Annotated in this window: 21 protein-coding genes; 17 read left to right on the top strand and 4 right to left on the bottom strand. The window is 70.2% G+C overall.

What is annotated here, in order from left to right:
• Positions 1–48: 48 nt before the first annotated feature.
• Positions 49–429, bottom strand: coding sequence for a PPOX class F420-dependent oxidoreductase (locus BMY74_RS17335; protein ID WP_089917192.1), 381 nt, complete (start codon positions 427–429; stop codon positions 49–51).
• 45 nt (positions 430–474) lie between these two features.
• Here BMY74_RS17335 and hisF point away from each other — a divergent pair, with 45 nt between their 5' ends.
• The 3 genes from hisF to hisI are packed head-to-tail and all read left to right on the top strand — an operon-like array spanning position 475 to position 1,936.
• Positions 475–1,233: an imidazole glycerol phosphate synthase subunit HisF gene (gene hisF / locus BMY74_RS17330; protein WP_089917190.1), complete on the top strand. Its 759-nt coding sequence runs from the start codon at positions 475–477 to the stop codon at positions 1,231–1,233.
• A complete protein-coding gene (locus tag BMY74_RS17325) occupies positions 1,230–1,589 on the top strand; it encodes a hypothetical protein (RefSeq protein WP_089917187.1) in 360 nt (119 codons plus the stop codon). The genes hisF and BMY74_RS17325 overlap by 4 nt, the downstream gene beginning before the upstream one ends.
• Positions 1,586–1,936 (top strand): phosphoribosyl-AMP cyclohydrolase, encoded by a 351-nt coding sequence (gene hisI, locus BMY74_RS17320; protein ID WP_089917185.1) that lies wholly within the window; start codon positions 1,586–1,588, stop codon positions 1,934–1,936. The genes BMY74_RS17325 and hisI overlap by 4 nt, the downstream gene beginning before the upstream one ends.
• A 3-nt stretch (positions 1,937–1,939) precedes the next feature.
• Here the strand turns inward: hisI and BMY74_RS17315 are convergent, their stop codons facing one another.
• Entirely contained in the window at positions 1,940–2,542 is a 603-nt protein-coding gene (locus BMY74_RS17315) for a TetR/AcrR family transcriptional regulator (protein ID WP_281244982.1), read from the bottom strand.
• 47 nt (positions 2,543–2,589) lie between these two features.
• On the opposite strand from BMY74_RS17315, the gene BMY74_RS17310 reads away from it, so the two are divergent.
• The 6 genes from BMY74_RS17310 (at position 2,590) to BMY74_RS17285 (ending at position 8,326) form a co-directional block, all read left to right on the top strand.
• The gene (locus tag BMY74_RS17310; protein WP_089917182.1) at positions 2,590–4,128 is read left to right on the top strand and encodes an anthranilate synthase component I; all 1,539 of its coding nucleotides are present in this window, start codon (positions 2,590–2,592) and stop codon (positions 4,126–4,128) included.
• Positions 4,118–4,519 (top strand): Trp biosynthesis-associated membrane protein, encoded by a 402-nt coding sequence (locus BMY74_RS17305; protein ID WP_218159655.1) that lies wholly within the window; start codon positions 4,118–4,120, stop codon positions 4,517–4,519. The genes BMY74_RS17310 and BMY74_RS17305 overlap by 11 nt, the downstream gene beginning before the upstream one ends.
• A gap of 132 nt (positions 4,520–4,651) precedes the next feature.
• Positions 4,652–5,461 carry an indole-3-glycerol phosphate synthase TrpC gene (gene trpC, locus BMY74_RS17300; protein WP_089917179.1) on the top strand — a complete coding sequence of 270 codons (810 nt, stop codon included), beginning with the start codon at positions 4,652–4,654 and terminating at the stop codon, positions 5,459–5,461.
• Positions 5,462–5,496: 35 nt separating this feature from the next.
• A complete protein-coding gene (gene trpB / locus BMY74_RS17295) occupies positions 5,497–6,717 on the top strand; it encodes a tryptophan synthase subunit beta (RefSeq protein WP_089917177.1) in 1,221 nt (406 codons plus the stop codon).
• Positions 6,717–7,511 (top strand): tryptophan synthase subunit alpha, encoded by a 795-nt coding sequence (gene trpA, locus BMY74_RS17290; RefSeq protein ID WP_089917176.1) that lies wholly within the window; start codon positions 6,717–6,719, stop codon positions 7,509–7,511. The genes trpB and trpA overlap by 1 nt, the downstream gene beginning before the upstream one ends.
• A gap of 254 nt (positions 7,512–7,765) precedes the next feature.
• Positions 7,766–8,326 carry a Uma2 family endonuclease gene (locus BMY74_RS17285; protein WP_089917174.1) on the top strand — a complete coding sequence of 187 codons (561 nt, stop codon included), beginning with the start codon at positions 7,766–7,768 and terminating at the stop codon, positions 8,324–8,326.
• Here the strand turns inward: BMY74_RS17285 and BMY74_RS17280 are convergent.
• Positions 8,323–9,471: an FAD-dependent monooxygenase gene (locus BMY74_RS17280; RefSeq protein ID WP_089917173.1), complete on the bottom strand. Its 1,149-nt coding sequence runs from the start codon at positions 9,469–9,471 to the stop codon at positions 8,323–8,325. The two genes, BMY74_RS17285 and BMY74_RS17280, sit on opposite strands and share 4 nt — an antisense overlap.
• Before the next feature lie 131 nt (positions 9,472–9,602).
• On the opposite strand from BMY74_RS17280, the gene lgt reads away from it, so the two are divergent.
• Genes lgt through BMY74_RS17265 form a run of 3 tightly spaced genes read left to right on the top strand, consistent with a single transcriptional unit; the run spans position 9,603 to position 12,685 of the window.
• Positions 9,603–10,595, top strand: coding sequence for a prolipoprotein diacylglyceryl transferase (gene lgt, locus BMY74_RS17275; protein WP_089917673.1), 993 nt, complete (start codon positions 9,603–9,605; stop codon positions 10,593–10,595).
• A gap of 4 nt (positions 10,596–10,599) precedes the next feature.
• Positions 10,600–11,262, top strand: coding sequence for a response regulator transcription factor (locus BMY74_RS17270; RefSeq protein WP_089917171.1), 663 nt, complete (start codon positions 10,600–10,602; stop codon positions 11,260–11,262).
• 49 nt (positions 11,263–11,311) lie between these two features.
• Positions 11,312–12,685 carry a sensor histidine kinase gene (locus BMY74_RS17265; RefSeq protein WP_089917169.1) on the top strand — a complete coding sequence of 458 codons (1,374 nt, stop codon included), beginning with the start codon at positions 11,312–11,314 and terminating at the stop codon, positions 12,683–12,685.
• Here BMY74_RS17265 and BMY74_RS17260 read toward each other — a convergent pair.
• Entirely contained in the window at positions 12,654–13,553 is a 900-nt protein-coding gene (locus tag BMY74_RS17260; RefSeq protein WP_089917167.1) for a TAXI family TRAP transporter solute-binding subunit, read from the bottom strand. The genes BMY74_RS17265 and BMY74_RS17260 overlap by 32 nt on opposite strands.
• A 110-nt stretch (positions 13,554–13,663) precedes the next feature.
• Here BMY74_RS17260 and dctA point away from each other — a divergent pair, with 110 nt between their 5' ends.
• From dctA to BMY74_RS17235, 5 genes are all read left to right on the top strand, one after another.
• Positions 13,664–15,022, top strand: coding sequence for a C4-dicarboxylate transporter DctA (dctA, locus tag BMY74_RS17255; RefSeq protein WP_089917166.1), 1,359 nt, complete (start codon positions 13,664–13,666; stop codon positions 15,020–15,022).
• Between the two features lie 542 nt (positions 15,023–15,564).
• Positions 15,565–20,088 (top strand): glutamate synthase large subunit, encoded by a 4,524-nt coding sequence (gltB, locus tag BMY74_RS17250; protein ID WP_089917164.1) that lies wholly within the window; start codon positions 15,565–15,567, stop codon positions 20,086–20,088.
• Positions 20,081–21,586 carry a glutamate synthase subunit beta gene (locus tag BMY74_RS17245; protein ID WP_089917163.1) on the top strand — a complete coding sequence of 502 codons (1,506 nt, stop codon included), beginning with the start codon at positions 20,081–20,083 and terminating at the stop codon, positions 21,584–21,586. The genes gltB and BMY74_RS17245 overlap by 8 nt, the downstream gene beginning before the upstream one ends.
• Before the next feature lie 445 nt (positions 21,587–22,031).
• A complete protein-coding gene (locus BMY74_RS17240; protein ID WP_143091596.1) occupies positions 22,032–22,349 on the top strand; it encodes a hypothetical protein in 318 nt (105 codons plus the stop codon).
• Between the two features lie 159 nt (positions 22,350–22,508).
• Entirely contained in the window at positions 22,509–22,982 is a 474-nt protein-coding gene (locus BMY74_RS17235; protein WP_245786190.1) for a carbonic anhydrase, read from the top strand.
• Positions 22,983–22,984: the final 2 nt, after the last annotated feature.

Below are 22,984 nucleotides of genomic sequence, written 5' to 3'. Positions count from 1 at the left end.
GCGAATCAACATGGACTCAACATTGATTCGCGTGGTCAACGTGGATGTTCAGGGCGCCGACGTGATCGCGATGCCGACCGACCCGGTCCGCCCCCGGCGGAGCTTGCTGCCGAAGACGGTCATCCACCCCATCACGCCGTACTTCTTCGTGATGCGCGCACGGACGGCGTCGCTCGCGTCGTCGTCCAGCAGCCGGGCGTGCGCCTTGACCGACGGGCCCTTCGGGTTGCCGCGCACGTCGCACGGCCCGACCTCGACCTCGCCGCTGCGGCGGATCCGCTTGACCTTGCCGGTGTCGCGGCCGCTCCACGCGTAGATCACGTCGTCGTTCTCGCCCGGCGTGACCCAGACCGGCGTGGGTACCGGGGTGCCGTCCTTGCGGAACGTCGTCAGCAGCAGGTACTTGCCCTTGCCCAGTTCGGCGATCATGGCCGCGCAGCGTAGTCCTCGGGCGTGCCTTGTAGGCTTTCCCGCATGTCAGTCGCGGTCCGTGTCATCCCCTGTCTCGACGTCGACCGGGGCCGGGTGGTGAAGGGCGTCAACTTCACCAACCTCGTCGACGCGGGCGATCCGGTCGAGCTCGCCAGGGCCTACGACGCCGAGGGCGCGGACGAGCTGACGTTCCTCGACGTGACGGCCAGCAGCGGTGACCGCGAGACGACGTTCGACGTGGTCCGCCGCACCGCCGAGCAGGTGTTCATCCCCCTCACTGTCGGCGGCGGCGTGCGCAGCCCCGAGGACGTGAACAAGCTGCTGCGCGCCGGCGCGGACAAGGTCAGCCTCAACACCGCCGCCATCGCGCGCCCGGAGCTGCTCAAGGAGTGCTCGGAGCGGTACGGCGCGCAGTGCATCGTGCTGTCGGTCGACGCGCGGCGCGTGCCCGGTGGCACCGGCTTCGAGGTCACGACGCACGGCGGTCGCAACGGCACCGGCATCGACGCGATCGCCTGGGCCGCGAAGGGCCAGGAGCTGGGCGTCGGCGAGATCCTGCTGAACTCCATGGACGCCGACGGCACCAAGGCCGGGTTCGACCTCGAGCTCCTCGAACTGGTGCGGCGCGAGGTCGACGTCCCGCTGATCGCGAGCGGTGGTGCGGGCGCGGTCGACCACTTCCCGCCGGCTGTCGCCGCGGGTGCCGACGCCGTGCTCGCCGCGAGCGTCTTCCACTTCGGCCAGCTCCGCATCGGCGAGGTCAAGGACGGCCTGCGCCAGGCGGGCGTCGTGGTGCGGTGAAGCCCGTCGAGGTGCGCGTCGCCTCGGCGGTCGCGTTCGGCGGCGCCCTGGCGTTCTTCGTCGTGGGCCTGGTCCTGTGGCGCTCGACCGGGGACGCGGACGTGTTGAAGCTGCCGTCGTTCCTCGCGGCCGTCGAGCTGCCGATCGCGGCCGCGCTGCTGCTCAGGCTTCGCTTCGTGCACTACCCGGCGATGATCGTGTTCATCCTCGTCGGGCTGCTGCACCTCGTCATCGTGCTGGCCGACGGCCCCGCGTGGGCGCGCGTCGCGTCCGGAGTGCTGTCCGCCGTGCACATCTACGGAGTGGTCCTGCTCAACACCGGACCGGCTCGTGAACACCTGGGAGGTCCCCGATGAGCAGCCCGCTCGATCCCGCCGTCGCCCAGCGCCTCAAGCGCACCCCGGACGGTCTCGTGTGCGCGGTCGCGCAGCAGCGCGGCACCGGCGAGGTGCTCATGGTGGCGTGGATGGACGACGAGGCGCTGCACCGCACCCTCACCACGCGTCGTGCGACGTACTACTCGCGCAGCCGCCAGCAGCTGTGGGTGAAGGGGGAGACCTCCGGTCACACCCAGCACGTGCACGAGGTGCGGCTCGACTGCGACGGCGACACGATCCTGCTCACCGTCGACCAGGTCGGCGCTGCCTGCCACACGGGCGACCGCACGTGCTTCGACGCCACGGTGCTGCTCGCGGAGGCCTGAGACTCAGTCCAGGTCGCCGGTGAGGTAGCGCTGCATGTTCGGCGCGATGGTCCTGACCAGGGTCTCCACGTCGGTCGACGCCAGCGGCTCGAACCCGACGACGTACCGGACGATGCCGAGCCCGACCATCTGCGTCGCGCACAGCGTGGCGCGCAGTTCGCGTTGCTCGGCGCCGATCTCCGCGAGCACGTTCTTGAAGATCGCGTTGATGAGGAACGACTTCAGCGCGCCCGCCACCTCGGGCTGACTGGTGACGCTGCGGATCAGGGCGGCGAACGTGCCGCCGCCCGTCGCGTCCCACACCGCCACGAAGGTGCGGATGATGCGCTCGCCCGCCTGCTCGACGGGGCCGTCGAGCAGGCGCTTGAGGATCTCGGCCGGGTCGAACGGGAGCTGCAGCACGGACTGGGCGAACAGGCCCTCCTTGCCGCCGAACCAGTGGTTGACCATGGCGGCGTCGACGCCCGCCTTGGCGGCGATCGCGCGTACCGTGGCACCGTCGTAGCCCTTTTCGACGAACACCTCGCGGGCCGCTGCGACGAGCGCGGCCTTGGTGTCCTCGCCCGCGGCGCGGCGGCCTCGACGTTTCTGGTTGACTTGCTCCACGTGGGTCATAGTTCAACAGATGTTGAATTTATGCAACAATCAACGGCATGGTGAGCGTCATCGGGGCTGTGGCCGCCGCTGGTCTGGGGGCCGTGAGCCCCACGCGTGAGGAGTTCCGCGAACTCGCGGTCAACCGCCGGGTCATCCCGGTCGTCCGCAAGCTGCTCGCGGACGCGGAGACCCCGGTCGGTCTGTACCGCAAGCTCGGGGCCGACCAGCCCGGCACGTTCCTGTTCGAGTCGGCCGAGAACGGGCGCTCGTGGTCGCGGTGGTCGTTCATCGGCGTGCGGTCGTCGGCGGCGCTCACGGCGACCGGTGGTGAGGCGTTCTGGACGGGCACGCGGCCCGTCGGGCTGCCCGACGGCGGCGACCCGATGAAGGCGCTGCGCGAGACCATCGAGGTGCTGCGCACGGACCCGTTGCCCGGCATGCCCCCGCTGACCGGCGGCATGGTCGGCTACATCGGCTACGACGCGGTGCGGCGGCTGGAGCGGCTGCCCGTCATCGCCGAGGACGACCTGAAGCTGCCCGAGATGGTCATGCTGCTGGCGACCGACCTCGCCGCGCTCGACCACCACGAGGGCACCGTCACGCTCATCGCGAACGCCATCAACTGGGACGACTCGGCCGAGCGGGTCGACGCCGCGTACGACGACGCGGTGCGCCGCCTCGACGAGATGACGACGGCGCTGCACACCCCCGCGCCGCCGACCGCCGCGGTGTTCTCGCGGCCCAAGCCGGACTTCCGGCGCAAGCGCTCGCAGGCCGAGCACTTCGCGGCAGTGGAGAAGGCCAAGGAGGCCATCCGGGCGGGCGAGGCGTTCCAGGTCGTGGTGTCGCAGCGGTTCGAGATCGACACGGACGCCGACGCGCTCGACGTCTACCGCGTGCTGCGGGCGACGAACCCCAGCCCGTACATGTACCTGCTGCGCCTCGACGGGTTCGACATCGTCGGGTCCAGCCCCGAGTCGCTGGTCACCGTGCGCGACGGCAAGGCGACCACTCACCCGATCGCGGGCACCCGCTGGCGCAGCGAGGACCCCGAAGAGGACGCGCTGCTCGAGAAGGACCTCCTCGCGGACCACAAGGAACGCGCCGAGCACCTGATGCTCGTCGACCTCGGCCGCAACGACCTGGGCCGCGTCTGCAAGCCGGGGTCGGTGCACGTCGTCGACTTCTTCAAGGTCGAGCGGTACAGCCACGTCATGCACATCGTGTCGACCGTGACCGGTGAGCTGGCCGAGGGCAAGACGGCCTACGACGCGGTCGCGGCCTGCTTCCCGGCGGGCACGCTGTCCGGCGCGCCGAAGCCGCGCGCGATGGAGCTCATCGAGGAGTTGGAGCCCACGCGCCGCGGCCTCTACGGCGGTGTCGTCGGGTACTTCGACTTCGCCGGGGACGCGGACACCGCCATCGCCATCCGCACGGCCCTCGTGCGCGACGGGGTGGCGTACGTGCAGGCCGGTGGCGGCATCGTGGCGGACTCGGACCCCTTGGCCGAGGACAACGAGTGCCTGAACAAGGCGGGCGCGGTGCTGGCCGCGATCGCCACCGCCCAGACGATGGCGCCGGCTGTTGAAAGCTAGCCGTCCACTGTGGATCGCCGCGCTCCTGCTCGTGGGCGCGGCGGGTGCCTTCTGGGGCGCGGGGTCGGTGCCGGTCGCGCTGCTGTGCCTCGCGGCCGTCGCGGCGGTCGTCGCGCTGAGCGGCGTGGCGCGCCGGGTCCTCGGCGTGCTGCTGGTCGTCGTCGGCGTCGTGGCGGCGTTCTCCGGCCACTGGCTCGCGATCGCCGGAGGCGTGCTCGTGGTGGCCTCCGGCGCGCTCCAGGTGGTGCTGGGAGCGCGCATGCCCAAGATCGGGATGGGCGGGCAGAAGGCCCACGCGCAGGACCCCGAGGCGGACATGTGGCGCGCACTCGAGCGCGGGGACGATCCGACTGACGACAGGAACGGGCCCGGACGTTCCTCGAACGAGTGAAGATCAATCATCCGCATTCGCGCATGTGGCACGTGCACGGCCTCGGTTAGCTGCGTGGACAGGTGAACCCCGGTGGCCGGTGCGTTACTCCGCCGGGGTTAGCATCCCTGTAGCGGGAAGGGGTTCAAGACTGTGACGGTTCTCGAGTCGATCCTCGAAGGTGTGCGTGAGGATCTCGCCGCTCGTGAGGCTCAGTTGTCCTTCGACGTCGTCAAGGAGCGCGCGGCCAGGAGCGCCCCGCCGCTCGACGCGCTGTCGGTGTTGCGCGGGCCGAACGTGGGTGTGATCGCCGAGGTCAAGCGCCGCAGCCCCTCCAAGGGCGCGCTGGCGGAGATCCCGGAACCGGCCGAGCTCGCGGCCTCGTACGAGGCCGGTGGCGCGTCGGTGATCAGCGTGCTGACCGAGCAGCGCCGCTTCGGCGGGTCGCTCGCCGACTTCGACGCGGTGCGCCGGGCGGTGAAGATCCCGCTGCTGCGCAAGGACTTCATCGTGTCGCCCTACCAGGTGCACGAGGCGCGCATGCACGGCGCCGACCTGGTGCTGCTGATCGTGGCCGCGCTGGAGCAGAACGCGCTCGTGTCGCTGCTCGACCGGGTCGAGTCGCTCGGCATGACGGCGCTCGTCGAGGTGCACACCGCCGAGGAGGCGGACCGCGCCCTGGAGGCGGGCTCGTCGGTCATCGGGGTGAACGCGCGCAACCTCCACACGCTGGAGGTCGACAAGGACGTGTTCGGCCGGATCGCGCCGGGGCTACCCTTCGAGACGATCAAGATCGCCGAGTCGGGTGTGACCGGGCCCGGCGACCTGATGTCGTACGCCGGTGCGGGTGCCGACGCGGTGCTCGTCGGCGAAAGCCTGGTGACCAGCGGAGACCCCAAGGCCGCCGTGAACAAGCTCGTGACCGCGGGCTCACACCCCGCGTGCCCCCGGCCCAGCCGGTAGGGCACGGTTGATCCAAGCGCTAGAGGAGCCACCCGATGGGCCAGTTCACGCCCACACCGCATGATCCCGACGCACGCGGCCACTTCGGCCCGTGGGGCGGCCGGTTCGTCCCGGAGGCCCTGATCGCCGCGGTGGACGAGCTGGCCGCCGAGTACGACAAGGCGCGGCTCGACCCTGAGTTCGTGAACGAGTTCAAGCGCCTGCTCCGCGACTTCGCGGGCCGCCCGTCGCTGCTGACCGAGGCGCCGAAGTTCGCCGAGCACGCCGGCACCCGCGTGTGGCTCAAGCGCGAGGACCTCAACCACACGGGCTCGCACAAGATCAACAACGTGCTGGGCCAGGCGCTGCTGACCAAGCGCATGGGCAAGAAGCGCGTGATCGCGGAGACCGGCGCGGGCCAGCACGGCGTGGCGACGGCGACGGCGTGCGCGCTGCTCGGCCTCGACTGCGTCGTCTACATGGGCGAGGTCGACACCGAGCGCCAGGCGCTCAACGTCGCCCGCATGCGCCTGCTGGGCGCCGAGGTCATCCCGGTGAAGTCCGGGTCGCGCACCCTGAAGGACGCGATCAACGAGGCGCTGCGCGACTGGGTCACCAACGTCGACGAGACGCACTACCTGCTCGGCACCGCCGCGGGCCCGCACCCGTTCCCGCTGCTCGTCCGCGACTTCCACCGAGTGATCGGCATCGAGGCGCGCGAGCAGATCCTCGAGAAGGCCGGCCGGCTGCCCGACGCCGTCGTCGCCTGCGTGGGCGGCGGCTCGAACGCGATCGGCATCTTCCACGGCTTCATCGACGACGCCGACGTCCGCCTGGTCGGCGTCGAGCCCGGCGGTTCCGGCCTCGACAGCGGCAGCCACGGCGCGACGCTGACGGCCGGCACGCCCGGCTCGCTGCACGGCGCGATGTCGTACGTCATGCAGGACGAGGACGGCCAGATCACCGAGGCGCACTCGATCTCCGCCGGTCTCGACTACCCCGGCGTGGGCCCCGAGCACTCGCACCTCAAGGACATCGGCCGCGCCGAGTACTTCCCGGTCACCGACGCGGAGGCCATGGAGGCGTTCGCCCTGCTCTCGCGCACCGAGGGCATCATCCCGGCGATCGAGTCCTCGCACGCGCTCGCGGGCGCGCTGAAGCTCGGCCCGTCGCTCGGCCCGGACGGCCTGCTGGTCGTGAACCTCTCCGGCCGCGGTGACAAGGACATGGACACGGCCGTGAAGTACTTCGGCCTCGCTGACGGGGGACAGGCCTGATGTCGACGTTGTCCGACGTGTTCGCCGCCGCGAAGGCGGAGTCGCGCGCCGCGCTGATCGGCTACCTGCCCGCGGGTTTCCCGACGGTGGACGGGTCCAAGGAGTACCTCCGCTCGATGGTGGAGGCCGGGTGCGACCTGGTCGAGGTCGGCCTGCCGTTCTCCGACCCGGTGATGGACGGCCCGACGATCCAGGCCGCCGCCGAGCAGGCGCGGTCCGCGGGCTTCCGCGTGCGCGACCTGTTCGACGTGGTGGCGTCCGTGGCCGACGCCGGTGGGCGTGCGGTCGTCATGACGTACTGGAACCCGGTGCTGCGCTACGGCGTCGACGCGTTCGCGCGCGACCTCGCCGCCGCCGGTGGGCTCGGCATCATCACGCCCGACCTCGTCCCGGACGAGGCCGGGGACTGGATGGCCGCGTCCGCCGCGTACGGGCTCGACCGCACGTTCCTGGTGGCGCCGTCGTCGACCGAGGAGCGCATCGCGATGACCGCGCGCGCCTCCTCCGGCTTCCTCTACGCCACCGCGGTCATGGGCGTCACAGGCGCCCGTGACGTCGTGTCGTCCGCCGCTCCCGAGCTCGTCGCACGGGTCCGCGAGCACACCGCGCTGCCCGTCGGCGTCGGGCTGGGCGTGCGCTCGGGTGCTCAGGCCGCCGAGATCGCCGGGTTCGCGGACGGTGTGATCGTGGGTTCCGCGTTCGTGTCGGCCGTGGCCGAGGGGGATGCGGCGGTGCGCGCGCTGGCCGCGGACCTCGCCCAGGGCGTGCGGTCGGGCGTGGCCGCGACCGTCTGAACCTCCTCCCGCTCGTCGTGAAGCCGCTCGGCGTCTTGGCCGGGCGGTCTCGCGTTGTGCCGGCAAGGCCTTGACGTTCCTCCAAGAGAATGACATGAACTCGAACACCTGATCGAGTGAATCTGGTGCTGGTGGGACCCGAAACCCCACTTCGGCGCTGCTGTGACCTGCGATCGTGGCGTCATGCACAAGCCAGCCATCCGCCCGGCGTGCCACACTGGTACTCGCCGGGCGGTTTTCGGAGGTGAGGCCCAGTGGCAGCTCCAGCAGAGACGGCACCAGCCCAGTACCTGCTGCCGAGGCACGCGGGTCCGTGGTCGCTCGACGACGTCCTGTCGCTCCCCGAGGACAACAGCCAGCGCATCGAACTCGTCGACGGGATGCTCCTCGTGAGCCCGCTGGGGTCGTACCGGCACCAGCAGCTGGTGGCGCGTGCGTTCAGGTGTCTGGTGGGTGCCTGCCCGGTCGCCTTCGAAGCGACGATCGAGCTCAACGTCCTGCTGTCCAGCGGGCGTCTGGTGATCCCGGATTTCACCATCGTGAGGCCGAGAGAGGCGGGAATCCTGTTCCCGGTCTCGGACGTGGTGCTGGTCGGTGAGGTCTTCTCGCCCAGCACCCGGCTGAACGACCAGGGGCTGAAGCGTGACCTCTACGCCCAGGCCGGCATCGAGTACTACCTGATGGTCGACCCGGAACCGCGTGTCGTCGAGGCGACCCTGCTGGAACTCCAGGACGGCGAGTACGTCGAGATCGCCGTCAGCAAGGGCGGCGTGCTGGAGACCGAGCAGCCGTTCCCGGTGACCATCACGTTCTAGCCGTAGAGCCACTCCAGGCGTTCGTGCAGGTCGGCGACGGTCCACGAGGCGAACATCGCGTCACGGGCCGCAGCCGCCTCCCCGGCGGGGTGGTAGACCTCCCTGCCCATCAGCCGTGAGACGTGGTGGACGCGCGCGGTCCGCTCCGAGCGGAGCGCCACGTACCGCGCAAGAGAGCCGGCCACGTCACGGGAGTCGTAGGCGGAGGAGAGGCACACGGCGTCCTCCAACGCCTGGCAGGCGCCCTGCGCGGCGTACTGCAGGACGGGGTGGGCGGCGTCGCCGAGCAGCACGACGCGGGAGTCCTGCCAGGTCGTGATCGGCGGGCGGTCGCACAGCACCCATGCGCGCCACTCGGCGGCGAGCGCCATGACCTGCGTCGCGTCGTCGCAGAGCGGGCTGAAGTGCCGCAGCACCTCGGCGTGCTCGACGGGCTTGCCGGTCATGGGTTCCGTGGCGCCGTTGTCCACCGTGGCCACGAGGTTCACGTACCGCCCGCCCGCGATCACGTACCAGACGACGTGGTAGCGCGGCCCTGCCCAGAGCGTGACCACGTTCTCCTTCAACGACTGCGGCACGTTCTCGGCCGGGATGACCGCGCGGAACGTCGTGTGCCCGGAGACGGGTGGCTCCCCGTCGCCGACGAGCTGCCGCCGCACCGCCGAGCGCAACCCGTCCGCGCCCACCAGGGCCGCGCCGCGCACGACGTCGCCCGACCGCAGCACCGCCGTGACCCCGGAGCCGTCCTGCTCGTAGGCCGCCACGGCGCTGTCCACCCGGAGGTCGACGCGCTCGTCGGCGAGGCAGGCGGCGAGCAACGGCGCGAGCACGTCGTTGCGGTGCACCACCGCGTAGGTGCCGAACCGCGCCTGGAAGTCCGAGTCGAACGGCAGCGCGGCGACCAGCCGCCCGGAGACCCCGCACCGCAGGCGCCCCTCGTCCACGTGCACGGCGCGAGCCCGCACGGCGGGCCCGACACCGAGGGAGTCGAGCATGCGGAACCCGTTGGGCCCGACCTGGATGCCGGCGCCGATCTCCTCGAACGCCGCCGCCGCCTCGAGCACCGTGACGTGCTGCCCGGCTCGGGCGAGCCCGACCGCCGCCGCCAGTCCGCCGATGCCGCCGCCAGCCACCAGGACCGTCATGTCCGCCCTTTCGCGAGTCCGCCGAGACCGCGTCCGAGTATCTCGGCCGGGGGCCGCCGAGCCCAGGATCGGATAACGATCGCGCGTCCCCACGAGACGCTCACAGGGCGACCGGTACGGTGGGCGCCGTGTTGGACGCCCTTCTGGCCACGATCCCGAGTCCCGACCGCGGTGTTTGGTACCTCGGTCCGCTCCCCATCAGGGCCTACGCGCTGTGCATCATCGCCGGCATCATCGTCGCGATCTGGTGGGGTGAGCGCCGCTGGGTCGAACGCGGCGGCATCAAGGGCGAGGTCACCGACATCGCCGTGTGGGCCGTGCCGTTCGGTCTCGTCGGTGGGCGGCTGTACCACGTCATCACCGACAACCAGAAGTACTTCGGGCCGGGCAAGGACCCGCTCGCGGCGCTCGAGATCTGGAACGGCGGCCTCGGCATCTGGGGCGCGATCGCGCTCGGTGCCGTCGGCGCGTGGATCGGCTGCCGGCGCAAGGGCATCCCGCTGCCCGCCATGGCGGACGCGCTGGCGCCCGGCATCGTGGCGGCGCAGGCCATCGGCCGGCTCGGCAACTACTTCAACCAGGAGCTCTACGGCGGCGACACGACGTTGCCGTGGGGCCTCGAGATCTACCGCCGCGTGACGCAGGAGGGCCGCGAGGACGCGCTGGCCGGTGTCGCCATCGACCACACGCCGATCCAGGTCGTCCACCCGACGTTCCTCTACGAGCTGCTGTGGAACCTCGGCGTCGCGTTCCTGATCGTGTGGGCCGACCGGAAGTTCCGCCTGGGCCACGGCCGGGTCTTCGCGCTGTACGTCGCGGGTTACACGGCCGGCCGGTTCTGGATCGAGCTGATGCGGACCGACGAGGCCACGCTGATCTTCGGCACGCGCGTGAACGTGTTCGTGTCGGCCATCGTGTTCTTCGGGGCGGTCGCGTACTTCATCATCGCCAAGTCGCGCGGTGAGCGGGAGGACGTCGCCGCGCTGCGGGGCACCGGGGAGACCACCGAGCCCGCTGAGCCGGCCGAGGCCGCCGGAACCGACGACGAGAGCGTCGCCGAGGACGGCACCGACGCCACCGAGAAGGACAAGAAGGACTCCCCGGAGTCCGTCAAACCGGAGTGAACCTGTGCGCGTGCTCGTCGTCGAGGATGACGACCGGGTGGCCAGAGGCCTGCTGACCGCGCTGCGGCACGCGGGGTACGAGGTGCATCGGGTGGCCACGGCCGCCGACGCGCTGCGTGCCGCGCCCGCCGACGTGGTGTTGCTGGACCTCGGCCTGCCCGACGGTGACGGCCTGGACGTGCTGCGCGAACTGCGGCACCGTCCGGGCACCGCCGTCATCACGGTGACGGCCCGCGGCGAGGAACGCGAACGCGTGCTGGGCCTGCGCGCGGGTGCCGACGACTACGTCGTGAAGCCGTTCGGCACGTCCGAGCTGCTCGCCCGGATCGAGGCCGTGCTGCGCCGCACCCGCGCCCACCGGGCCGAGCCGGAGAGCGAGGCGCCGGTCGAGGTCGGGCCGCTGCACATCCTCACGTCGACCCGCGTGGTCACGCTCGCGGGCGAGCCGCTGTCGCTGACCCGCAAGGAGTTCGACCTGCTCGCCCTCCTCGCGACCCGCAGGGGCGAGGTGGTGAGCCGCGACTTCATCGTCGACCAGGTGTGGCAGGCGCACTGGGAGGCGCCGTCGCGCACGCTCGACACCCACATCGCGGCGCTGCGGGGCAAGCTCGGCGACCGGGTCAAGATCGAGACCGTCCGCGGGGTCGGGTACCGCCTCGCCACGTGACGAGGCTCCGAAAGACATCCGCGGCCGGTGTGCGGAACAATCTGAGCCGATGCTCCGCCGACTGCTCGTCATCACCGTTCCGCTGCTCGTCGCCCTGGTCGCGGCGCTCGGCATCCCTTTGGCGTCCGCGGTCGTGCAGCGCGAGACCCAGACCACGTACCTCGACCGGCTCGGTGACGCCAGCAGGTTCGCCTCGCTCGGCGAGAGCGCGTTGCAGTCGGGCCGGTTGGAGGCGCTGAGCCAGGAGATCCAGGGCTACGACCACCTCTACGACATCCCGGTGGCCCTCGTCAGCGCGGACCGGCGGATCCTGCTGGCCTCCCGGCTCGAGTTCGACCCCACGAAGGACCCCGAGGTCACGACGGCCCTCGACACGGCGCTGAACGGCGGCGTGCGGCCGGAGCCGGGGTACTCGGGCTGGCCTTGGCGCACCGGGCCCATGGTCGTCGTGGAACCGGTCGGACGCGACAGCGAGGTGGTGGCCGCCGTCATCACGATCTCGCAGACGAGCGGCCTGCGGTCCGAGGTGCTGCGGCAGTGGGGGCTGCTGGCGCTGGCCGGTCTCGCGCCCATGTTCGCCGTGGTCGCCGCCGCCTGGCCCATGTCGCGGTGGGTGCTCCGGCCGATCGGCAGGCTCGACGAGGCCACCGCGGCCGTCGCCCAGGGCAACCTCGAGGTGCGCGCGGACGAGGTCGGCGGGCCGCAGGAGCTCAGGCGGCTCGCCCGCAGCTTCAACACCATGGTCGACGTCGTCGGCAAGGCCCTGAACAGGCAGAAGGCGTTCGTGGCCGACGCGTCGCACCAGCTGAGGAACCCGCTGGCGAGTCTGCGGCTCGCCGTGGACAACCTCGAACCGCACGTCGAGGGGGAGCACGCGCGGGAGGCGCACCAGATCGCGGTCGAGGAGGCCGAGGAGATGGGACGCGTGCTCGACACGCTGCTCGCCGCGACCCGGCTCGACAGCGCGCGGCAGACCGAACCCGTCGAGATCGACCAGCTGCTCACGACGCACCGCCCGGCCTGGCAGGCGCTCGCGAGCAAGTCCGGCGTCGACTTGAAGATCGACATCCCGGCCGGGCTGACCATGCAGGAACCGCCCGGCGGCCTCGGCAGCGTGCTCGACGAGCTCGTCAGCAACGCCATCCGGCTCTCCAACGCCTCCGAGGTCGTGATCACCGGCAGGCACGGTGAGCTGCACGTCGTCGACAACGGCGACGGCCTGAGCGCCGAGGAGCGGGAGCTCGCGCTGCAACGGTTCTGGCGCGCGACCAAGCACCAGAACGTCGCGGGCACCGGCATGGGGCTCGCGATCTGCGCCGAGCTGATCGAGTCGGCCGGCGGCACGCTCACCCTGCACGACGCCGGTCCCGGCCTGGACGTGAAGGTCGCCCTCAGCGCTTCACGGAACGGAACCAGCGCTTAGCGCCGTCGTGCAGCGGCACGAGACCGGTCGCGATGCCGGTGCGGACGTTGATGCGCGACGCCTCCGGGTGCCCCTCCACGATCCGCGCGGTCTCGGTGAACACCGTGCGCGCCACGACCTCCACGACGTCCGCGCTCAGCGACTCGCGCGCGAGCAGCAGGTTCGGCACCGCGAACGTCTGGTTCGCCGCCACGTCCTCGTAGATCGTGCTCGGGATGGTCGCGGGGATGTACGGGCCCTTGAACGCGTCGGCGAGCTTGATCGCCTCCTGCGGGATGTCGACGAGCCGGACGTCGCCCTGCAGGTCGGTGATCGCGGGCGTCGGGATGCCGGTCAGCGCGAGCAACGCGTCGAGCGACCCGTTCGCGACCCGGCGGGAGGCCTCGGAGTGCGCCATGCGTTCGTCCATTGCGGACAGGCCGAAGAACTCGAGCATCCGCTTGGCGGTGAACTCCGTGCCGGATCCGAAGGGGCCCAACGAGATCCGCTTGCCCGCGAGGTCGCCGAACGTCGTGATCGGGGACGCCACCGGCACCGCGATCTGCATGAAGCTGTCGTAGAGCCTGCCGACCGCGCGAACGCTCTGCGGGTCGTCGATCGGGTCCAAAGAGGACAGCGCGAGCTGGGCTCCACCTGATCGCAACAACTGCAGGTTCTCGACCGACGCGGCCGTCGGGATCGCGGTGACCTTCGTACCGGGCAGCTGCTCGGCCAGCGCGGCCGCCAGGGCCCCTCCGACCTCGCGGAACACGGCGCCCTCCGGCCCGGTCGCGAGCACCAGCTCGGCGGGGGCCTCGACCTTGCGCGGGGTGCACCCGGCAAGAGCCAGACCGGCCCCTAGCAGAAGCGTGCGACGGCTGAGCGACACCGATGAAGCCTAGCTGTTACGTCAGGGCTGTCTGAAGTTTCCCGACGCCCGCTTGTCGGGCCTGGTGGCGCGGCTCACTCTCTGTCCAACACGTAGTTCAAGGAGGAACAGTGGCCACCACGACCACAGGGCGCAAACCGATCTACAAGCACCTCTACTTCTGGGTGCTCGTCTCCATCGTTCTGGGCGCTGCCGTCGGGTTCCTGTTCCCCAAACAGGCGTCCGAGATGAAGTGGCTCGCGGACCTGTTCGTGAACCTCGTGAAGGTCGTCATCGCGCCGACCATCTTCGCGACGATCATCGTCGGCATCGCGGGGCTCGGGAACCTCGCCAAGGCGGGCGGGCTCGCGCTCAAGACGATCCTCTACTTCACCGCGATGACCACGGTGGCGCTCGCCATCGGCCTCATCGTCGTTAACATCGTGCAGCCTGGTCACCACGGCGGCGACATCACGCTGAACGCCAGCCAGGCCGACGCGACGCTGAAGTCCGCCTCGACCGCGGAGACCGGTGTCACCGGCTTCATCCTGAGCCTGGTGCCGAAGTCGTTCGTCAGCGCGTTCACCGACGGCCAGCTGATCCAGGTGCTCGTGGTCGCCATCCTCGTCGCCGTCGCGGTGGCGGGCATGGGGGAGCGCGGCGCCAAGGTCGTCTCCGCGATGGAGACGCTCTCCAAGGTCATGTTCGGCATCATCAAGATCGTCATGTACGTCGCCCCGATCGGTGCCTTCGGCGGCATCGCCTACACGGTCGGCAAGTTCGGCGGCAGCGTCCTCGGCAAGCTGCTGTGGCTGATGGGCTCCTTCTACGCCACCTGCATCCTGTTCGTCATCGTGGTGCTCGGCCTGGTGGCGAAGTTCGCGGGCTTCAGCCTCTTCAAGTTCCTGCGCTACATCAAGGACGAGATCCTGATCGTGCTCGGCACCTCGTCGTCCGAGTCGGTGCTGCCGCGCATGATGGTCAAGCTGGAGGCGGCGGGCGCGCAGAAGTCGGTCGTCGGCCTCACCATCCCGACCGGCTACTCGTTCAACCTCGACGGCACCTGCATCTACCTGACCATGGGCGCGATCTTCATCGCCCAGGCCACGGGTCACGACGTGTCGATCGGCGTCCAGATCGGCCTGCTGCTGTTCATGCTGATCGCGTCGAAGGGCGCGGCGGGCGTCACCGGTGCCGGCCTCGTCACCCTGGCCGCCTCGCTGCAGGCCTTCGAGGCCCACTCGGCCATCCCCGCGGTCGGCATCGCGCTCATCGTCGGCATCGACCGCTTCATGTCCGAGGCCCGCGCCATCACCAACGTGATCGGCAACGGTGTCGGGTCGCTCGTGGTCGCCGCCTGGCAGAAGGCGCTCGACAAGGACCAGCTGACCCGCGTGCTGAACGACCCGGACAGCGTCGACGTCGACGACCTGCTCTCGAAGCAGACCGGCGCGGACGACGACAGGAAGGAGCCGGTCGCGGCTCACTGAGGCGTCCGTGGCCGGAGGCGACTCTTCCCGGCTCCGGCCACGCGACCTCACGACCTCCATGAATGCCGAGGTCCCGCTCTCCCCGCATGCGGCGCGGGGTGAACGGGGCCTCGGTTTCGTTTGGGGCCACCGAGGCGCGATCTGTTCGAATGGACGGTGCCGGGTGACCGGGTTATCGTGGGGTGAGCGTCCGCTAACTGGGACGGCAAGCGGCTGATCAGCCAAAACGATCGGGTACCCGGCTCATCCAGTGGCAAACCGCGAATGTAGCGCAGCTCTCATCCGACTGGCCGTAGTTGAACGTTCGGTTACGCTAACCCGGACGTAACGAACGCCGACGTTGGCCGCAATGTCGCTCCGCAGCGGGGAATCGTTACACATCCATGACCTAGATCACCCATTGGCGGGTGTCCCTGGGTTTCGCGGCTGTTAAAGTCGCGTCAACACGCGGGCCATCGTCGTCCCGTGCTCCCACCTGTTGGTTCGAGGTCTGAGCACGAGGACTTTGTTCTTTCGCGAGGACGACGAAGGAGGTCTGCGCAGTGATCTTCTCCGCCATCCCCGGCCCCCAGGGTCTCTACGACCCGGCTGATGAGCGCGACGCCTGTGGTGTCGCCATGGTGGCCGACATCCAGGGCAGGCGTTCCCACGGCATCGTCGTCGATGCCCTGACGGCGCTGGCGAACCTGGAGCACCGGGGCGCCGCGGGCGCCGAACCCACGTCGGGTGACGGTGCTGGCATCCTTCTGCAGCTCCCGGACGAGTTCCTGCGGGCTGTCGTCGAGTTCGACCTGCCCGAGCGCGGGCAGTACGCGGCCGGGATCGCCTTCCTGCCGTTCGAGGCCGAAGAACGCGTCGCCGCGATGCAGGAGATCGAGCGCATCGCCGAGCAGGAGAGCCTCGTCGTCCTCGGCTGGCGCGACGTCCCGGTCGACCCGGAGCACGCCGACGTCGGCCCCACGGCCATGTCGGTCGCGCCGCACTTCGCGCAGCTGTTCGTGAAGGGCACGCGCGACGAGTCCGGCATCGCCCTGGACCGCCTGGCGTTCTGCCTGCGCAAGCGGGTCGAGCACGAGGGCAGCGTCTACTTCCCGTCGCTGTCGGCGCGCACGATCGTCTACAAGGGAATGCTGACGACCGAGCAGCTGCCGGCGTTCTTCCCCGACCTGCGCGACGAGCGCCTCTACACGGCGATCGCGTTGGTGCACAGCCGTTTCTCCACGAACACCTTCCCGTCGTGGCCGCTCGCGCACCCGTTCCGGTTCGTCGCCCACAACGGTGAGATCAACACCGTCCGCGGCAACCGCAACCGCATGCGCGCCCGCGAGGCGTTGCTGGACAGCGAACTGATCCCGGGCGATCTCGCCCGGCTGTTCCCGATCTGCAACCCGGACGGCTCGGACTCCGCGTCGTTCGACGAGGTGCTGGAACTGCTGCACCTCGGCGGCCGCAGCCTGCCGCACGCCGTGCTGATGATGATCCCGGAGGCGTGGGAGAACCACGCCACGATGGACCCGAAGCGCCGCGCGTTCTACCAGTTCCACGCGTCGCTGATGGAGCCGTGGGACGGCCCTGCCTGCGTCACGTTCACCGACGGCGAGCTCGTCGGCGCGGTCCTCGACCGCAACGGCCTGCGTCCCGCCCGCTGGTGGCAGACCGCCGACGGCCGCGTCGTCCTGGCGTCCGAGACCGGTGTGCTCGACGTGCCGTCCGACCAGGTCGTCGCGAAGGGCCGCCTGCAGCCCGGCCGCATGTTCCTCGTGGACACCGCCCAGGGCCGCATCATCGACGACGAGGAGTTCAAGTCGAACCTCGCGTCGGAGCAGCCCTACGACGAGTGGCTGCACGCCGGCCTGCTCGACCTCGCCGACCTGTCCGACCGCGAGCACGTCGTGCAGAGCCACGAGTCCGTCGTGCGCCGCCAGCTCACCTTCGGCTACACCGAGGAGGAGCTGCGGATCCTGCTCACGCCCATGTCGATCATGGGCATGGAGCCGCTGGCGTCGATGGGCACGGACACCCCGGTCGCGGCGCTCAGCCAGCGCTCGCGGTTGCTCTACGACTACTTCGTGCAGAACTTCGCGCAGGTCACGAACCCGCCGCTGGACGCGATCCGCGAAGAGATCGTCACGTCCGTCAAGCGCGTGATGGGACCCGAGCAGAACCTGCTCGACCCCGGCCCGGTGTCGTGCCGCCACGTCACGCTCGACTACCCGGTCATCGACAACGACGAGCTCGCGAAGCTCATCCACATCAACGACGACGGCGACCTGCCGGGCTTCGCCTGCACCGTCCTGTCCGGACTGTACGAAGTGGACGGTGGCGGCGAGGCGCTGACCGCCGCGATCGAGCGCGTGCGTCGTGAGGCGTCGGAGGCCATCGCGAACGGCGCTCGGACGCTGGTGCTCAGCGACCGCGACTCGGACCACCGCATGGCGCCGATCCCGTCGCTGCTGCTCGTGTCCGCGGTGCACCACCACCTGGTGCGCACCAAGGAACGCCTGCGCGTCGCGCTCGTCGTCGAGTCCGGTGACTGCCGCGAGGTCCACCACGTCGCCGCCCTGCTGAGCTACGGCGCCGCCGCGGTGAACCCGTACCTCGCGTTCGAGACGATCGAGGACCTGATCAGCCAGGGCGCCATCACCGGCGTCCCGGCGCACAAGGCGATCCGCAACTACGTCAAGGCGCTCGTCAAGGGCGTCCTGAAGATCATGTCGAAGATGGGCATCTCGACGGTCGGCGCCTACACCGCGGCGCAGATCTTCGAGGCCGTCGGCCTGTCGAACGACCTGCTCGACGAGTACTTCACCGGCACGCAGTCGAAGCTCGGCGGCGCCGGCCTCGACGTGCTCGCCGAGGAGGTGGCGCTGCGCCACCGCCGCGCGTTCCCGGACAACCCGACCGAGCGCGCGCACCGCAAGCTCGAGGTCGGTGGCGAGTACTCCTACCGCCGCGAGGGCGAGCTGCACCTGTTCACGCCGGAGACGGTGTTCCTGCTGCAGCACGCCACGAAGACGCGCAAGGAGGAGGTCTTCCGCCAGTACACGGCGGAGGTCGAGCGCATCTCCCGGCAGGGCGGCACGCTGCGCGGGTTGTTCAAGTTCCGCAACGAGGGCCGCACGCCCATCCCGATCGACGAGGTCGAGCCCGTCAGCTCGATCGTCAAGCGCTTCAACACCGGCGCCATGTCCTACGGCTCGATCTCGGCCGAGGCGCACGAGACGCTCGCCATCGCGATGAACCGCCTCGGCGGCCGCTCGAACTCCGGTGAGGGCGGCGAGGACCGCGAGCGCCTGTACGACCCGGAACGGCGTTCGGCGGTCAAGCAGGTCGCGAGTGGACGGTTCGGCGTCACGAGCGAGTACCTCGTGAACTCCACGGACATCCAGATCAAGATGGCGCAGGGCGCGAAGCCCGGCGAGGGCGGCCAGCTGCCCGGTTTCAAGGTCTACCCGTGGGTCGCGCGCACCCGGCACTCCACGCCGGGCGTCGGTCTCATCTCGCCGCCGCCGCACCACGACATCTACTCGATCGAGGACCTGGCGCAACTCATCCACGACCTGAAGAACGCGAACGAGCAGGCGCGGGTTCACGTGAAGCTCGTCTCGTCCATCGGCGTCGGCACCGTCGCCGCCGGTGTGGCGAAGGCGCACGCGGACGTCGTGCTGATCTCGGGCTACGACGGCGGCACCGGCGCCTCGCCGATGAACTCGTTGAAGCACGCGGGAACGCCGTGGGAGATCGGCCTTGCCGAGACCCAGCAGACGTTGCTGCTCAACGGGTTGCGCGACCGCATCACCGTCCAGGTCGACGGCGCGATGCGCACCGGCCGCGACGTCGTGGTCGCCGCGCTGCTCGGCGCCGAGGAGTTCGGCTTCGCCACGGCACCGCTGATCGTCGCGGGCTGCGTGATGATGCGCGTCTGCCACCTGGACACGTGCCCGGTCGGCGTCGCCACGCAGAACCCCGACCTGCGCGCCCGCTACACCGGCCAGGCCGACCACGTCGTGAACTTCTTCGAGTTCATCGCGCAGGAGGCCCGCGAGATCCTGGCCGAGCTCGGCTTCCGCACGATCGACGAGGCCGTCGGTCACGCGGAGCTGCTCGACAAGGACGAGGCGATCGAGCACTGGAAGACCGAGGGCCTGAACCTGGCTCCCGTCTTCGAGGTGCCCGAGACCCCGTACCCGACGGCGAAGCGCCGGGTCCGCGAGCAGGACCACGGTCTCGACAAGGCCCTGGACCGCACGCTGATCCAGCTCGCCGAGGCGGCGCTGGAGGACGCGCACCAGGTCACGCTGGAGCTGCCCGTCCGCAACGTCAACCGCACCGTCGGCACGCTGCTCGGCGCCGAGGTCACGCGCCGCTACGGCGGCGAGGGCCTCGAGGACGACACGATCCGGGTCAAGCTGACCGGGTCGGCCGGCCAGTCGCTCGGCGCGTTCCTGCCGCGCGGCATCACGCTCGAGATGGTCGGCGACGCGAACGACTACGTCGGCAAGGGCCTGTCCGGCGGGCGGATCATCGTCCGGCCGCACGACGACGCGCCGTTCGCCGCCGAGCAGCAGGTGATCGCGGGCAACGTGATCGGCTACGGCGCCACCTCCGGTGAGGTGTTCCTGCGCGGCCGGGTCGGCGAGCGCTTCTGCGTCCGCAACTCCGGCGCGCTGCTGGTGGCCGAGGGCGTGGGCGACCACGCGTTCGAATACATGACCGGTGGCCGGGCCGTGGTGCTCGGGCCGACCGGGCGCAACGTCGCGGCCGGCATGTCCGGCGGCATCGCGTACGTGCTCGACCTGGACCCGTTGTCGGTGAACCAGGAGATGGTGCAACTGCAGCGCCTCAGCGCCGAGGACCTGCGTTGGCTCAAGGACGCCGTCACCAAGCACCACGAGGCCACGGGTTCCGCCGTCGCCGCGTCGCTGCTCGGTGACTGGACCCGGCGGGCCGGTGCGTTCACGAAGGTCATGCCCGGTGACTACCAGCGCGTTCTCGAGGCCATGCGCCTCGCCCGCGCCGAGGGCCGGGACGTTGACGCGGCTGTCATGGAGGCGTCTCGTGGCTGATCCACAGGGATTCATGAAGTACTCCCGCTCCGACGCGCCGAAGCGTCCGAAGCCGGAGAGGTTGCAGGACTGGAACGAGGTCTACCTCCACGAGGCACCGGAGGAGCGCAACGCCGCCGTGCGCACGCAGGCGACGCGGTGCATGGACTGCGGCATCCCCTTCTGCCACAGCGGAACGGCGGGCTGCCCGCTCGGGAACCTCATCCCCGAGTGGAACGACCTGGTGCGCCGCGGCGACTGGGAGCTCGCCTCGGACCGCCTGCACGCCACCAACAACTTCCCGGAGTTCACGGGCCGGCTGTGCCCGGCGCCGTGCGAGGCCGCCTGCGTGCTGTCGATCTCGCACGACGCCGGTGGTGCCGTCGCGATCAAGCGGGTCGAGGAGACCATCGCGGACGTGTCGTGGGAGAACGGCTACGTGCAGCCGTCCCAGGCCGCGGTGTCCTCCGGCAAGCGCGTGGCCATCGTCGGCTCCGGTCCCGCCGGGCTCGCCGCCGCGCAGCAGCTGACCCGCGCGGGCCACGAGGTCGTGGTGTACGAACGCGACGACCGCCTCGGCGGACTGCTGCGCTACGGCATCCCCGAGTTCAAGATGGAGAAGAAGGTCCTCGACCGCAGGCTGGCGCAGCTGCGCAAGGAGGGCACGAAGTTCGTCACCGGCTGCGAGGTCGGCGTCGACATCACCGTCGAGCAGCTGCGCGCGGAGTTCGACTCGGTCGTGCTCGCCGTGGGCGCCCTGCGCGGCCGTGACGACAAGACGACGCCGGGACGTGAGCTCAAGGGCGTGCACCTCGCGATGGACCACCTGGTCCCCGCGAACCGCGCCGTCGAGGGCGACGGCCCGTCCGCGCTCTCGGCCGAGGGCAAGCACGTCATCGTCATCGGCGGTGGCGACACGGGCGCCGACTGCTACGGCACCGCGACCCGCGAGGGCGCGCTGTCCGTGACGCAGCTCGACCAGTACCCGATGCCGCCGACGGTCCGCGACGACGACCGCTCGCCGTGGCCCGTGTGGCCGCACATCCTGCGCACGTACCCCGCGCACGAGGAGGCCGGCGAGCGCCGCTTCACCGTGGCGGTCAAGCGCTTCGTGGGCGACGAGGACGGCCACGTGCGGTTCATCGAGCTGCAGCAGGTGCGCGTCGAGAAGGACTCGTCCGGCCGCCGTTCCGTGGTGCCGCTGTCCGACGAGATCGAGGTCCTGCCCGCGGACATGGTCCTGCTGGCGATCGGCTTCGAGGGCGTCGAGCACATGCGGCTCCTGGACGACCTCGGGATCTCGCTGACGACGCGCGGCACGATCTCGTGCGGCTCCGACTGGCAGACGACCGCGCCCGGCGTGTTCGTCTGCGGGGACGCCCACCGCGGCGCGTCCCTGGTGGTGTGGGCGATCGCCGAGGGGCGGTCCGTGGCGAACGCCGTGGACAGGTTCCTCACGGGTTCCTCGAACCTGCCTTCGCCGGTCATCCCGAACCAGCTTCCGCTCGCTGTGGTCTGACAACGGCGTCCGACAGCGGAGAGCAGCATGACGCCCCGCGCGACAACGACGTCGCGCGGGGCGTTCGCCTTTACAGGGTTTACCGCTTTCAATCCTGTCGCCGGAGTGAATTTCCGGTAAAGCTCGCATGCGGTAACGCGCCGGTGCGGCTCTGTGTCACGATCGCCACATTCCGAGCTGCGCGGCCGCTCTCTGCGGTCGTCTTGATTGGTGCATGATCACCGATCGTATTGGTGACCAATGGATCGCCGACCTGATTAACGCTTTCGGTGCAACGGCACCCCTCGGACGCTCACTCTCCGCATAAGCATGTTTCCGTGAGACCGGAAGACCTTTCGGGTGAAGTTCGCTCTTCATCAGGGCAAACCTGAGTTCGAATATCGCGAAAGTTGTCCATTTCGGGCGAAACTGATAGCTGTAGAGAGACTCGGTTGGGGGTGTGATCATGCGCAGTGTTCTTCTCGCTGTCGTCGTCGCCCTCTGCGCCGTGCTCACCCCGGCCGTCTCCACCGTGGCGATCGGCGCGCCGCCGCCGAAGTCGAAGACCTCCGCTCCCAAGGAGGAAGCGCCTCGCGAGGAGCGCGAGACGACCCGTCTGCGCCTGCTGGTCACCTCCGTGGACCGCACGGCGAAGATGGCCGGGCCGTCGTTCGTCACGGTGTTCCTGCCGCGCGCCCTTCCCGGTGTCCTCGTTCTCGTGCACAACGCCGAACCGATAGTCGTTTGGCGCACACCTCCCGCGTTGCAGGTGTTCCGCAACTGATCGGTCCTCTCTCCCCGGATCGAAACCGAACACCTCGTTCCTACGCAGTGAGGGATTCCCATGGACTTCCATCGCTTTGTTCAGCATGCCCGCGCACACGCCGCTTCGCGTTCCAGTGCACTCGGCCGTCAGCTCGCCGCGGGTCAGCAACCCAGCACGATGTTCATCACGTGCGCGGATTCGCGCATCGTGACCGCCGCCATCACCGGTGCCGAACCCGGCGCGTTGTTCGAACTGCGCACCGCGGGCAACGTCATCCCTCCCTACTCGCTGACCGCGCCGAGCAGTGAGATGGCGACGATCGAGTTCGCCGTGCTGCAACTCGGCGTCAGCGAGATCGTCGTCTGCGGCCATTCGCACTGCGGCGCGGTCGGCGCGTTGAACGCCGGTGGCATCGACCACCTGCCCGCGATGCGCGGGTGGCTGCGTCCCGGGCAGCCGCGCCAGGCGTCCGGCCCGGCGATGCGCCCGGAGGGGCAGGAACACGTCCGCGCCCAGCTGGAGGTCCTGCTCGCGTACCCGTTCGTGGCCGAGAAGGTCGCCGAGGGGTCGCTGCGCGTCCACGGCTGGTTCTACGACATCGAGACCGGCGAGGTCTCCGCGTGCGCCGAGCACGCCTTCCTTCCGCTGTAGGG

The sequence above is a fragment of the Lentzea albida genome (genome assembly GCF_900111005.1).
Classification (GTDB): Bacteria; Actinomycetota; Actinomycetes; order Mycobacteriales; family Pseudonocardiaceae; genus Lentzea; species Lentzea albida.
Note: the sequence above shows the minus strand (reverse complement) of the source record. Positions and strands in the feature narration are given on the sequence as shown.